The sequence below is a fragment of the Guyparkeria sp. genome (assembly GCF_046540515.1).
Classification (GTDB): domain Bacteria; phylum Pseudomonadota; class Gammaproteobacteria; order Halothiobacillales; family Halothiobacillaceae; genus Guyparkeria.
In genome coordinates, this window is the sequence record NZ_JBKHFB010000047.1 from 1 (window position 1) to 13,710 (window position 13,710).

General features: G+C 67.2%; 8 protein-coding genes. 1 reads left to right on the top strand and 7 read right to left on the bottom strand.

Features of this window, described 5'->3' with window-relative positions; genetic code table 11:
• Positions 1-19: 19 nt before the first annotated feature.
• From ACLFRM_RS06740 to mrcB, 4 genes are all read right to left on the bottom strand, one after another.
• Positions 20-2,581 (bottom strand): putative bifunctional diguanylate cyclase/phosphodiesterase, encoded by a 2,562-nt coding sequence (locus tag ACLFRM_RS06740; protein WP_410754970.1) that lies wholly within the window; start codon positions 2,579-2,581, stop codon positions 20-22.
• A 163-nt stretch (positions 2,582-2,744) separates the two neighbouring features.
• Positions 2,745-4,742, bottom strand: coding sequence for an ATP-dependent DNA helicase (locus tag ACLFRM_RS06745; RefSeq protein ID WP_410754972.1), 1,998 nt, complete (start codon positions 4,740-4,742; stop codon positions 2,745-2,747).
• Positions 4,739-5,344, bottom strand: coding sequence for a tetratricopeptide repeat protein (locus ACLFRM_RS06750; protein ID WP_410754974.1), 606 nt, complete (start codon positions 5,342-5,344; stop codon positions 4,739-4,741). Before ACLFRM_RS06750 ends, ACLFRM_RS06745 begins: the two co-directional genes overlap by 4 nt.
• A gap of 98 nt (positions 5,345-5,442) precedes the next feature.
• Positions 5,443-7,917, bottom strand: coding sequence for a penicillin-binding protein 1B (gene mrcB, locus ACLFRM_RS06755; protein ID WP_410754975.1), 2,475 nt, complete (start codon positions 7,915-7,917; stop codon positions 5,443-5,445).
• 168 nt (positions 7,918-8,085) lie between these two features.
• Between mrcB and ACLFRM_RS06760 the strand changes: the two genes are divergently transcribed.
• The gene (locus ACLFRM_RS06760) at positions 8,086-9,600 is read left to right on the top strand and encodes an AAA family ATPase (protein ID WP_410754976.1); all 1,515 of its coding nucleotides are present in this window, start codon (positions 8,086-8,088) and stop codon (positions 9,598-9,600) included.
• Between the two features lie 288 nt (positions 9,601-9,888).
• On the opposite strand, the gene ACLFRM_RS06765 is transcribed toward ACLFRM_RS06760, so the two are convergent.
• From ACLFRM_RS06765 to alaC, 3 genes are all read right to left on the bottom strand, one after another.
• Complete coding sequence (locus ACLFRM_RS06765) at positions 9,889-11,325, bottom strand: exonuclease domain-containing protein (RefSeq protein WP_410754977.1); 1,437 nt, start codon at positions 11,323-11,325, stop codon at positions 9,889-9,891.
• Positions 11,322-12,635, bottom strand: a complete 1,314-nt coding sequence (locus ACLFRM_RS06770; RefSeq protein ID WP_410754979.1) for a homoserine dehydrogenase — start codon at positions 12,633-12,635, stop codon at positions 11,322-11,324. The genes ACLFRM_RS06765 and ACLFRM_RS06770 overlap by 4 nt, the downstream gene beginning before the upstream one ends.
• Positions 12,636-12,664: 29 nt before the next feature.
• On the bottom strand, positions 12,665-13,710 hold a 1,046-nt coding region (alaC, locus tag ACLFRM_RS06775), incomplete at its 5' end, for an alanine transaminase (protein WP_410754978.1).

Sequence of the window (13,710 nt, forward strand, 5' to 3'; positions counted from 1 at the left end):
CCGCCTCGCCCCTCCCCGCCTAGTCGACGGTCGCCGGCAAATACTCGGTGGGCGACGGCGCGGGCCTGCCGATCAGGAAACCCTGGGCGTAATCGATGCCGAGCGCGCGCACCTGCTCGAGCACCTCATCGCTCTCGACGAACTCGGCGACCGTGTGGATCTCGAGCTCGCGCGAAAGCTCGGCGATCAGGCGCACGAAGGCGCGGTCGCGCGGATCGTCGAGCAGGTTGAGGATGAAGTCGCCCTCGATCTTGAGGAAATCGATCGGGAAGTGCTTGAGGTAATGGAACGAGGAGAAGCCCGAACCGAAGTCGTCGATGGCGAACTTGAAGCCCTCCAGCCGCAACTCCTGAACGAACTTCTCCAGCACCTGGATGTTCTTGACCGTGTCGCGCTCGGTCAGCTCGAAGACGATCCGCGACTTTTCCACCCCGGCCGCCTCGACGATCCGGCGCACGGTCGGTATGAACTCGGAAAGCACCAGCGCGCGCGGCGAAAGGTTGATGAACACGAGCCCGTCAAAGCCGGTGGCGGCCACCTCGGCCAGCGCCTTCTCGATCATGATGTAGTCGATACGGTCGATCACGCCCATCTTCTCGGCGATCTCGATGAACTCCGAGGCGCCCATGACGGTATCGCCGAGATCGATGCGCGAGAGCACCTCGACGGCCTCGATGCGGTCCGGCCCGGTGGCCAGGATCGGCTGGAAGTACGGCATGATCCGCCTTTCCTCGACCGCGCGCAGGATGGTCAGCCCCTTCTCGCTGATCGAGCGGAACACGTCCATCACGTCCTCGTCGCTCGGCACCGCCACTCGCGCCTTACCCTCGGCCTTGGCCTTGTACATCATGTTGTCGGCGAACAGGAACAGGTCCTTGGGCTCCTGGGCGTGATCGGGGTAGACGGCAATACCGATCGAGGCCGAGGCGGAGACCGCCTCGCCGTCCGGGGCGGTCAGGACGATGCCGTCGGTCTCGGAGAGCACCCGATTGGCGGACACGCAGGCCTGCTCGAGATCGGTCTCCGGCAGCACCACCACGAACTCGTCTCCTCCGTAGCGCGCGAAGATGTCGCCACGCTTGAGGCCCTTGCCGATGGCATCGGCGAATGCCTTGAGGAAGGAGTCGCCAAAGGCATGACCGTAGCTGTCGTTGACCAGCTTGAAGTTGTCCAGATCGATCAGCAGCAGCGAGAATTTCTGCTCGTGGCGCCCGGCACGCTCGATCTCGTAACCGATCAGCTCCCAGAACACGCGCTGGTTGTAGAGGTTGGTGAGCGGATCACGGGTGGCGTAATACTCGAGGTCGCGGGTGTACTTGAAGATCGCCTTGACCGAACCGACCACGTTCAGGAGCGTCGACAGCACGCTCTCGATCACCAGCAGACGCGTCTCGTCGTTGACCGTCTCGGCCTGCACGCCGATCCCCACGATGCCGCCGATCTTGGGCGCGTCGACCAGTAGCGATTTCACCTGTACCCGCACGTCCGATTCGACGAGCTCGATCGGCGGCCCGTCATGGTCGGCGATGTGATGGTTGATGTGGACCAGCGCCGCATCGCTCAGGCTGGGGTGACTGTCCATGTGCTCGCGGACCACCCGTTCGAGCAGCTTGCGGCTATCGTCCGACGGCGGCGAGCGCCAGAACACGTCCAGGTCGAACAGCTCGTCGTCGACCTTGAAGATCGAGAACAGGGTGTAGGTCTCGATCACCTCGTTGATGTCGGTCATCAGCCGGCAGATGTAATCGTGCCAGTCACGCACCACCTCGGAGGTGATGATGAACTTCTCCAGCAGCTTGATCTCGAACTCGAGCAGGTCGCGGTCGACCGCCACCGTGCGGAACTTGCCCACCAGATCCTCGAAGCTCTTGAACACCCGGTTGAGCTCGTCGAAACCGAGATCGGTATCGCCCAGCGAGAGATTGCGCAGGTCGGCGACGCGGTGGACCTTGGCGGCGTTCTCCTCGAGCAGTTCGACCGAGCGGGAAATCCGTCGATTGACGAAGAGGGTGATCAATCCCGCGCCGATGACCGGCAGCGGGGCGAGCAGGACCAGCCAGAAGAAGAAGTTCTCGCGCGCCTCGGCGATTGCCGCCGAGAAGTCCTGCTCGACGTCGATCACGCCCAGCACGTCGCCCTTCTCGGCCGTGGCATGGCAGGACAGGCACTTGGCCTCGGCCTGCAACGGAAAGGTGTAGCGCACCGCGTGTTCCTCGACGTGCTCGACCGTCTCGCCGGAGTCGAACACGGCGGCGACCGTGTCATCGATAGGCGCCTGCTCGATCTCGCCGTACTGCTCGGCGACCACCGGGCCGCGGAAGATGTTCAGATCGTAGCCGCTGCCGGCGAGCGCCTCGCGGTTGGCCGCGACGAAGCGTTCGAGCTGCTCGCGCGTCCAGCCCGTGCTCATCAGCTGGTACATGGAGGCAAAGGTCGAACGCGCCAACAGGTCCGAGTCCTTGAGCGCACTCTGCTGAACGGACTGGTTGAAGATGCCGGAGACGATGAGGTAGGCCCCACCAAAGAACAGCAGCGAGACGAGCAGGGACATCGCGAGGATGAACGACTTGATGGTACGCATGCGAGCGATTTCGCGGTAACCGTGTGCCAATCCACTACGCCTCCCTGGCTCGGACAAGTTGACGGATGGTATGAACCCCGATCATGCCGCGCAACGCAGTAACGCACTCAGTTAAACAAAGACTGATATACCGATCTCTCGCCGCCACCTCCATCAGGTTGGATCAAATCACGTTCTCGGGGCTCCCCCGGCAGGATTCGGCCGGCCGTGTCAGCCGATCACGCGCAACGCGACCGTCGCGGGTTCGCCGCATCGGCGGCAGGGCATCGAGGATGGTGCGCCCGTAGCCCTTGGTCTGCAGCCTCGGGTCACAGAGCACCATCACGCCGGTATCGGCCGTGTCCCGGATCAGACGACCGACACCCTGCTTCAAGGTGATGATCGCCTCGGGCAGCGCCATGTGCACAAAGGGCACCATCCCCTTGTCCTTCAGGCGCTGTTCGCGGGCCGCCCGCACCGGGTCACCCGGCGCGGCGAAAGGAATGCGGTCGATCATCACCAGCGACAGGGCCTCGCCGCGCACGTCCACCCCTTCCCAGAAGCTCTGCGTGCCGAGCAGCACCCCGTTGCCCGCCTCGCGAAACGCCTCGAGCAACGCGGACTTGGCCTGGGTGCCCTGCACGAACAGCGGCAGGTCGGTGAGGTGTTCGCCGAGGGTCTCGGCGGCGAGCTTCAAGGCCCGGTGGGAGGTGAACAGCAGGAAGGCCCGTCCGCCGCTGGCCTTGAGCAACGGGTAGACCGCCCGCAGCGAGGCGAGCGTGTGCTCGCGCGCCCCGCCCGGCCCGGCCGGCTCGGGCAGGTTCGGCGGCAGGTAGAGCACGGCCTGGCTGGGGAAATCGAACGGCGACTCGACCTGCTCGCAACGGGCATCGTCGAGGTTCATGCGCCGGGTGAAGTGGGAAAAATCCTTGCCCGCCGCCAGCGTCGCCGAGGTCATGATCCAGGCGCGAGGCGACGACTCGACGTGCGATTTCAGTTGCCCGGCGGCGTTGATCGGCGTGGTGTGCAGGGTGAACGAGCGGGTGCGGCGCTCGACCCAGCGCACCGAGTGACCCTGGGTCTCGCCCTTGCCTTCACGAAAGGCGGCAAGTTCATCGTGCAATCCCTGCGCCCGGCCTAGCAGGGCCTGCAGCCCCTTGCCGCGCGGGGCGGCGATCTCCAGTTCCCGCACCAGCCCGTCGAGGGCCTCGCCCAATTGGTCGAGGGCCGCGGTGACACCGGCCTGGTCGGCCAGATCGGCCCAGGGGAGGCGCTCGGCCTCGTTTCTCGCCAATGCCTCGAGCACCGGGTCGGTCGATGCCTTGAGGGTATCGGCTGCCTCGGCCAGCCCCGGCTGGTCGCGCGCCTCGTGCTTCTGCTCGGCACGGGTGTCGGCGGCCAGGTCGCGCAACTGGCGCGAGCCGATCGCCTCGCCGAAGAACATCGAAGCGATCTCGGGCACCTGGTGGGCCTCGTCGAGCACCACAACGTCGGTCTCGGGCAGCAGCTCGGCAAAGCCGGTCTGGCGCAGGGCCAGATCGGCGCAGAACAGGTGATGGTTGATCACCACGATATCGGCCTTCTGCGCGCGCTCGCGCGCCTTGACCACGAAGCACTCGTCATAGAGCGGGCATTCCCGCCCCAGGCAGTTGTCGTTGGTCGAGGTGACCAGCGGCCAGATCTCGTGGTCGTCGCCCACCCCGGGGCAGTCGGCCCGATCGCCATCGACGGTGCGGGTGGCCCAGTCGCGGATGCGACCGAGCGCCCGGGCATCGTCAGGCCGTGGCAGGCGCGCCTGCTCGCCGGCCAGCTCGAGGCGATACTTGCACAGGTAGTTGGCCCGCCCCTTGAGCAGCGCCACCTTGGCCTCGACACCCAGCAACTCGCGCAGGCGCGGCAGGTCGCGGTCGAACAGCTGGTCCTGCAGGTGCTTGGTGCCGGTGGAGATCAGGGCGCGCTTGCCCGAGAGCAGCACCGGCGCGAGATAGCCGAAGGTCTTGCCCACGCCGGTGCCGGCCTCCAGCACCAGGGTGTGCTGGTCGTTGATCGCATCGCGGATCAGCTCGGCCATGCGCCGCTGACCCGCGCGCGGCTGGTAGCCGTCGAATGTCCCGGCCAGCCGCCCTTCTGGACCGAAAACGTCCTCGAGTCCCAGGTGACTCCCGCGGCGCGCTACGGTCATGCCGCCCGGACACCCCCGACAAGACGGGCCGACTCGTTGCCGGCCCGTTCCTCGGCCTCGCGGGCACCCTCCTCGTCACCCTGGGCACGCCGGGCCTTGGCCACCAGTTGCCATGCAGCCGAGAGCGTTTGGTTGTCACGGGCATGCTCGACGGCGCGCAGCGCCAGCTGTTCGGCCTGCTCGGGCTGATCCTGCGCCAGGCGAAGCTGGGCCAGATCGAGCCACAGGCGCGCGTTGTCGGACTCGATCTGGACGGCGCGCTCCAGCGTCGATTGGGCGCCGGCGAGATCACCCGATTTCCGGCGTTCGTCGGCCTGGCGCACGAGGGCCATGACGGCGGGCGAAGTACCCGACTCCTCTGCCTCCTCGTCCTGCTCGCTGGGCAACTCCTCTTCGTCGAGATCCGGACTCTCCAGCGGGGTGGAGCGCACCTCGGGCCTGGGCTCCTCCTTCGGCGCCTCCTTTTTCTCAGGTTCGCTCGAATCGGGGGGCGGCGTCATCGGCGCGCAGGCGGTGACGAGAAACCCGCCCGACAGGAAAACCGCAAGGCGAAGGGAAAGACCTCGAAAAAGGAAGCGGCTGATCGGCTTGTTGCTGTCCATTACTCGGTACCTGAAATGTCTCGGAATTCGCACTCATCGTAACCCGTCGACCGCCGACGGCGGGAGGCGGGAATCGTCGCAACGACCGTGACAATCGCTCAACGCAACCAGTCCCAGATGCCACCGCCCCCCTCGTCGTCGCCTGACTCCCCTTCACAGTTCCCGGCGCGCTCGGGCAGATGCGAGGCGATGAACGGCAGGGATTCGCCGCTGCAGCGTTCCGGCACGACGAACCGACGCTCGGAATCGACCTTGGCGAAACGCACGCCCCGCGGCGGAGTCATGTCGCGCGGCTGGTTGTCGAGCCGCGCGAATGCCTCGCCCCAAAGCGGCAGCGCCGACGACGACCCGGTCAGGTTGGCCGAGCCATCGTCATCGCGCCCCACCCAGATCACGCCGACGCGGTTGCCGGTGAAACCGGCGAACCAGGCATCGCGGCCGTCGTTGGTGGTGCCGGTCTTGCCCGCCACGCCCACCGACGGCGAAATCATCTGGTTCAGGCGCGTCGAGGTACCTTCGGCCACCACCGTCTGCAGCCCGTATTGCAGCAGGTAGAGCGGTTCACGCTCGGCAGCGCGACGGACGTCGAGCGAATACCTCGACAACGGCTCGCCGTCCCGGTCGACCACGCTGCGGATGGCGCGCAGCGGTGTCATGAATCCGTCCGCCGAGAGTGTCTGGTACATCTGCGCGACCTCCAGTGGCGTCATCCCCATGGCGCCCAGGAGCATCGACGGGTAGAGCGTTGACGGCCGCGACCCGCCCAGTCGCTCGATGGTATCGGCGACCGGCTCCAGCCCGACATCCAGCCCGAGTTGCACGGTGGGTATGTTGCGCGAATGGGCCAGTGCCTCGATGAGCGGCGTCGGGCCATGAAACTCGCCACTGTAGTTCTTCGGCTTCCAATCCTCCGAACCGGCTTGTTCCACCGAAATCGGCTCGTCGGTGAGCTGGGTGATCAGGTTGTACTCGGACGGCCGCGACAAGGCCGTCAGGTAGACCGCCGGCTTGATCAGCGAACCGACCTGACGACGGGCATCCAGGGCCCGGTCGTATCCCTCGTGCTGCGTTTCCCGCCCGCCGATCATCGCCTCGATCTCGCCGGTACTGACCGACGCGATCACCCCGGCGGTCTGGAGCACGCCCTGCTCGAGACCTCGATCGGCTTCGACATCGTCGAGACGGCCCGTGCTCTCCTCCAGCGCCTCCTGCACCCGGGGGCGCAGGGTGGTGAAGATCTTCAGGCCGCGCGTCTTGAGGTCGTCCGAGTCGTACTGCTCGGTCAGCTGGCGACGCACCAGGTCGACGAACGCCGGATGCCGTGCCCGCGACCCGGCCGCGTCGAGCACGCCCAGCGGCCGTCCCTGCCATTCGGCGCCGGTGGTCTGATCGACCAGCCCAAGGTCGATCATCACGTCGATGACGACATTGCGTCGTGCCAGCGCCCGCTCGGGGTTGCGACGCGGATTGTAGTAGTTCGCCCCCTTGACCATCCCCACCAGCAACGCGATCTGTTCGGGCTCGAGCTCGTCGATCGGACGGCCGAAATAGAAGCTCGAGGCCAGACCGAAGCCGTGGATCGCCCGGCCGCCATCCTGCCCCAGATAGACCTCGTTGAGGTAGGCCTCGAGGATCTTGTCCTTGGGGTAGTGCCACTCCATCTCCAGCGACATGATCATCTCGGCGAACTTGCGCCGATAGGTGCGCTCGTGGGTGAGAAAGAGGTTCTTGGCCAGTTGCTGGGTGATGGTGCTGCCGCCCTGCACCCGGTCGCCGGAGATCAGGTTGGTGACAAGGGCGCGCAGGATCGCCGTGGGCACCACGCCATGGTGCTCGTGGAAGGCGCGGTCCTCGACGGCCAGCAGGGTATCGAGCAGCAGGGGCGCCTCCTCCTTGACCTCGTCGATCGCGAGCAGCACCCGATCCTCGGCCCTGTTGGGGTAGAGCGTGCCGATCGAGCGCGGCTCCAGACGCACGATGCCGAGCGATTCGCCGTCCGGGTCGTCGAGCTCGGTCACCTGGCCGCCGACGATACGCACGTCGACCCGACGCGACGGTTGCTCGCCGTCCGGGAAATCGAACGCTCGACGGTGGAACGAGACCCGGTTGCCGCGCCGGTGAAACGTTCCGGTTTCTTCGAGGGAATCGGCGGCGACGTAATTGAGTCGCTTCAACGCGGCGGTCAGATCGTCGATGGTCATCGATTGGCCGACGTAGATCTCGTCGGGCGCGGCGTAGATGGTCGCCGGCATGGTGAACAGCGCGCCCTCGAAACGATCGGTAACCCGCTCGTTGAGGTACCAGGCCCAGCCGGCCAGCAGGGGCAGGCCGATCGCCGCGGCGAGCAGCACGCCACGCAGGAACCAGCCGAACAGACGGGCCCGCCAGCCGCGGCGCGGCGATCCGCTGCGGCGGCGTTGTTGACCACCCTGGCGAGGCTGGCGGCCCTGGCCGGCCTTGCGTCCGGCGGCGCCCTTTCCGCCCCCTGATCGCCGCCTGCGGGCAGCGAGCGTCTTGGCGCCTCGCCCCGTTCCCTTGGCCCCCTTGTTGCCGCTGCCCTTGCTGGATGCCACGTTCAACCCACGCTGTTACACTTTTGATATCGAATCCGACCGCGGTTTGAAGCGGTCGGAACGCCAGTCTATCAGCCCGGTAGACGGGCGAGTGACCGCCGAGACGGCGGCTCACCACTCGCGCGTCGCCCGGGCCACCTTCCCGATTCGACCCAACCAGGAGCGCCCATGGCCGAGCACCCGCAAGAGCGACTGATCGAACGGTTCAAGGAGAATCTCGCCGAGAGCGACTCCTCCCTCGAGCACCTGCAGACCCACATCTCGCACGTGTTCCTGACCGGCCCCTGGGCCTACAAGGTGAAAAAGCCGATGAACTTCGGCTTTCTCGATTTCTCCAGCCTCGATCGCCGTCGCCACTTCTGCGAGGAGGAGCTGCGCCTCAACGCGCGCCTGGCCCCCGAGCTCTACGACAAGGTGCTGGGCCTGGACGCCGACGGCAAGCTGATCGAGGCGGACGACGGCGCCGAGGAGTTCGTCATCCGCATGCGCCGCTTCGACCAGGCCGACCGGCTCGATCACCTCGCGCGGCGCATCGGACTCGACGAGGATCTGGTCGACCAGATCGCCGACCAGATCGCCGCCTTCCACGCCAAGGCCGAGGTGGCCGCCGCCGAAACGCATTTCGGCGAACCCGAGACCGTCTGGGCACCGATGCAGCAGAACCTCGATCAGATCGCGCCGCTGCTGGAGACCGATGCCGACCGCGAACGACTCGCCGAGATGGAACGCCTGTCACGGGCGGCCTTCGAGGCCATCCGCCCGGCCATCGCGCAACGCAAGCGCGAGGGCCACATCCGCGAGTGCCACGGCGACATGCACCTGGCCAACATGGCCCTGCAGGACGGGGCTGTGACCATCTTCGACGGCATCGAGTTCAACGACGACTTCCGCTGGACCGACACGGCCAACGATCTCGCCTTCGCGCTGATGGACCTGCACAAGCGCAAGCTGATCGGGCCGGCCCGTCAGCTGCTCAACCGCTATCTCGAGATCAGCGGCGACTACGAGGCACTGCCGACCCTGCGCTTCTACCAGGGCTACCGGGCCGCGGTACGCGCCAAGATCGCCCTGCTCGGACTGCGCGACGGCATGCCCGACGAGGAACGCGAAGCGGCCTGGGCCGACTTCCGCGAGTACACCGATCTTGCCAACGCGTTCTTCACCCCGGCCCGCGGCGAGCTGTTCATCACCATGGGCGTGAGCGGCAGCGGCAAGTCGCTGGCCAGCCGCGAGCTGGTTCTGGCGCGCGGCGCGATCCGGGTGCGCTCGGACGCCGAACGCCAGCGGATGTTCACCGACCCGGCCGAGCGCTACACCCAGATGGCCAGCGACCGCACCTACGACCGACTCGCCGAGATAGCCCGGCTGGGGGCGGCACACGGCTGGCCGATGGCCATCGACGCCACCTTCCTCGGGCGCGCCCGGCGCCAGCAGTTCGAGACGCTGGCCGACGAGATCGGCGTGCCCTACACCATCCTGTTCATCGAATGCGACAACGAGCAGCTGCTCGAGTACCTGCGCGAACGCCGCGACAAGGGCGACGACATCTCGGAGGCCGACGAGCAGATCCTGCAGCAGCAGTTGCAGAAGCTCGAGCCACTCGGCCCTGACGAGGCACGCCACTGCGTGCGCTTGAAGTGCGACACGCCGTTCGGGCCGCAAATCGCCGAACGGCTGGGATAGCCCTTCCTCAAACCGAGGCCGTGTGCGAGCACGTTTGGCGGGGCGCGGCCAGCTCGGCGCATGACCGATACGGGGACGGCGTCTGACGGCGCCTTCGCGCGCAAGACGCGCTCCCACCGTAGGGCACGCGGGTCGGGCGGGAGGCGCTGCCCGGTGGGAGCTTGCCCTGCAAGCGAAACGCGCCGAAGGCGCGTGTCCCGCCTCATCGTGTGTCCCCGTAACGCTCGCGACCGGAAAGCCGTCCCGAATGGCCGACGTTGGGCCCAAGCCCAACTCACGAGAGACCCCTCACTCCAGCGGTTCGACCACCGCCCCGCCACGAATGGCATCCACCGCCAGCCGGTACATGTCGATGTCCAGCGGGTGATCGTCGCCGCCGGCGAGCAGCTCGGCCGTTTCCGCCTCGGAGCGGGCCGTGCCGAGGTAGCGCCAGTGACGAAACAGGTGACGTTCCTCCAGCCCGTCCCGCTCTTCACGAATCGCCACCGCACCGGCGTAGGGCCAGGCCTCGAAGGCCAGCGGCCCGAGGGCCTGTTTCAGGCGCAGCCGGTGGGCGATCTCGGGCTCCCGCCCGGCGCACAGCCCGCCGCACTGGCCGATCTGGTGGGCAAAGCAGGCGCGCCCTCCGCCCTTCTCCAGCCCCAGGTATTGCGGACAGAGGCGGTATTCCTTGGCAAGCTCCCTCAAGCGCTCGTTGGCCTTCATCCGTGAGCGGAACACGCCATGCGCCCGGCCGAGCTCGGCCGGGTCGAGTGCATCGAGTTGCACCAGCGTCGGCGGCGCGCCCGCCTCGTCGTCCCAGTACCAGGCCAGCAGGCCACGCCGGGCCCGCAGGCGGCGGTTGAAGATCGGCTGCTCGCGCTTGACCAGCCGGGCCTCGGTGAGCAGCGCGCCGATCTCGCCGGCCGTCTCGATCCAGTCGATGTCATGCGTCTGCTGGGCGATGCGCATCTCGCGGTCGTTGCGGTGATCGTCCGCGAAGTGCGAACGCACGCGCGAGCGCAGGTTGACGCTCTTGCCCACGTACAGAAGCGCCCCCTCCTCGCCGAAGAAGCGGTAGACGCCCGGGACGGCGGGCACCTCGTCGAGGCGGGCTGGGTCGAGATTGGGCGGGGTGCTGGCCCGGCGGATCTGCCGGCCGAGGGCATCCAGAACCACCTCGACGCCGTCGCGCTCGACGAAGCGCGCCATCAGCGCCGGCAGGGCCTGGCAGTCGCCCATCGCCCGGTGGCGATCGCCCACCGGCAGCCCGTGACGACCGATCAGGCTGTCGAGGTTGTGGCGCCGCTCGCCACGATCGAGCAATCTCGACAGCTTGACCGTGCACAGCTCGCGCAGAGCGGTCACCTGCCCCGCCTCGCGCAAGGCGTTGCGCAGGAACCCGGCATCGAAGCGGGCGTTGTGGGCGACCAGCAGGCGGCCATCCAGCAGGCCGAGCAGATCGTCGACCAGGCGGGCGAACACCGGCGCGCCCGCCACCATGGCGTCGCTGATGCCGGTCAACCGGGTGATGGTCGGCGGGATCGGCACGCCCGGGTCGACCAGGTTCTGGAACGGTTCGCCGACCACGCCCCGGTCGACGGGGATGACGGCGATCTCGGTGATCCGATCGCGCGTGGGGCGGGTGCCGGTGGTCTCGATATCGACGAAGGCCAGACGGTCAAAAGGCGCTGGCAGGGATGCCAGCGCCTCCATGCGCGTGCCGGGCCGAGGAAAATCGGTCAACCGTCGAGCGACTCCACGCGCATGCGCACCACCGGGGCGCGGACGGTATCGAGCGCCTCGATCTCGGCGAGCGCATCGTCCATGTCCTTCTCGCGCACCTGGTGGGTGAGCATGACGATCGGCAGCGTGCGCTCGTCCTCGGTCATCTCCTTCTGCATCATCGCCTCGATGGAGACCTCGTGGTCGGCGAGGATCTGCGCGATGCGCGCCAGCACGCCGCGCTTGTCCTCGACGGCAAAGCGCAGGTAGTAGGCCGTGGCGATGGATTCCATCGGCACCACCGGCATGTCGCTGATCTGGTCCGGCACCACGGCCAGATGCGGCACGCGATGGGTCGGATCGGCGGTAAGCGTGCGCACCACGTCGACGAGATCGGCGACCACGGCCGAGGCGGTGGGCTCGGCACCGGCGCCGGCGCCGTAGTACATGGTCGGGCCGACCGAATCGCCCCAGACCAGGATCGCGTTCTTCACGCCATCGACGTTCGCCAGCAGACGGCTCTCGGGAATCAGCGTCGGGTGCACCCGCAACTCGACGCCGTCGTCGCGCTGGCGCGCGATGCCCAGATGCTTGACCTGGTAGCCGAACTCCCCGGCGTAGCGCACGTCGTCGGTCTCGATGCCCGAGATGCCTTCGGTGTAGACCTCGTCGAACTTCAGCGGCATGCCGAAGGCGATCGCGGCGAGGATCGTCAGCTTGTGCGCCGCGTCGATGCCCTCGACATCGAAGGTGGGATCGGCCTCGGCATAGCCCAGGTACTGGGCCTCGGCCAGCACCTCGGCGAACGCCCGTCCCTCGTCGCGCATGGCGGTGAGGATGTAGTTGCCGGTGCCGTTGATGATGCCGGCCAGCCACTCGATGCGGTTGCCCGCCAGGCCCTCGCGGATCGCCTTGATGATCGGGATGCCCCCGGCCACCGCCGCCTCGAAGGCGACCATCGTGTGGTGCTTCTGGGCGAGCTCGAACAGCTCCATCCCCTCGTGGGCGACCAGCGCCTTGTTGGCGGTGACCACCGGCTTGCCCAGCTCGAGGGCACGGCGCATCAGGTCACCGGCGGGCTTCATGCCGCCGATCAGCTCGACCACCACGTCCACGTCCGGGTTTTCCACCACTTCCATCGGGTCGGTGGTCAGCAGGATGCCCTCGAGCGGGCAGATGCGCGGGGCATCGAGGTTGCGCGCCGAGGCGTGCAGCACCTCGATGCGACGACCGGCGCGGCGGGCGATCTCCTCGGCGTTGCGCAGCAGCACGTTGACCACGCCGCCACCGACGGTGCCCAGGCCGAGCAGACCGACGCGCACCGGCGGCAATTGTTCGTGTTGATTCGTCTGCATGTCGCTCATTGTCCTCCCTCCGACGGCACGGGCACTCCGTGGGCACGGAACATCGCCTTGATGCCACGGATGGCCTGCCGGGTGCGGTGTTCGTTCTCGATCAGGGAGAAACGCACGTGATCGTCGCCGTAGTCGCCAAAACCGATGCCCGGCGAGACGGCGACCTTGGCCTCGGCCAGCAGGAGCTTGGTGAACTCCAGCGAGCCCAGGTGGGCGAAGGCCTCGGGGATCTTGGCCCAGACGAACATGGTCGCCTTGGGCGGCTCGACCGGCCAGCCGGCGGCGTTCAGGCCCTCACAGAGCACGTCACGGCGACGGCGGTACATGTCGCAGATCTCGTCCACGCAGGTCTGGTCGCCCTCGAGCGCGAGGATCGAGGCCACCTGGATCGGCGTGAAGGTGCCGTAATCGAAGTACGACTTGATCCGCGCCAGCGCGTTGACCAGCGTCGGGTTGCCCACCATGAAGCCGACGCGCCAGCCGGGCATGTTGTAGCTCTTCGACAGGGTGAAGAACTCCACGGCCACGTCCTTCGCGCCCGGCACCTGCATGATCGACGGCGCCTTGTAGCCGTCGAAGACGATGTCGGCGTAGGCGAGATCGTGCACCACCCAGATGCCCGCCTCGCGGCAGATCTCGACCACCTTCTCGAAGAACTCCAGGTCCACGCACTGCGTGGTCGGGTTCGCCGGGAAGTTGAGGATCAGCATCTTCGGCTTGGGCCAGGTCTCCTTGATCGCCCGCATGAGCTCCTCGAAGAAGTCCACGCCCGGCGTCAGGCGCACGTGACGGATGTCGGCGTCCGCGATCACCGACCCGTAGGGGTGAATCGGATAGGCCGGGTTGGGCACCAGCACCGTGTCCCCGGCCGACATGGTCGCCATCGCCAGGTGTCCGAGCCCTTCCTTGGAGCCGATGGTGACGATCGCCTCGGATTCGGGATCGATCTCCACGTCGAAGCGTGTGCGATACCAGTTGGCGATCGCCCGGCGCAGGCGCGGAATGCCCTTGGACTGCGAGTAGCGATGCGTATCGCCGCGGCGCGTGGCCT

Bases quoted from the DNA above. Each gene is read 5' to 3' on its own strand.
- ACLFRM_RS06750 (WP_410754974.1), bottom strand. From the start codon at position 5,344: ATGGACAGCAACAAGCCGATCAGCCGCTTCCTTTTTCGAGGTCTTTCC.
- ACLFRM_RS06740 (WP_410754970.1), bottom strand. From the start codon at position 2,581: ATGCGTACCATCAAGTCGTTCATCCTCGCGATGTCCCTGCTCGTCTCG.
- ACLFRM_RS06760 (WP_410754976.1), top strand. From the start codon at position 8,086: ATGGCCGAGCACCCGCAAGAGCGACTGATCGAACGGTTCAAGGAGAAT.
- ACLFRM_RS06745 (WP_410754972.1), bottom strand. From the start codon at position 4,742: ATGACCGTAGCGCGCCGCGGGAGTCACCTGGGACTCGAGGACGTTTTC.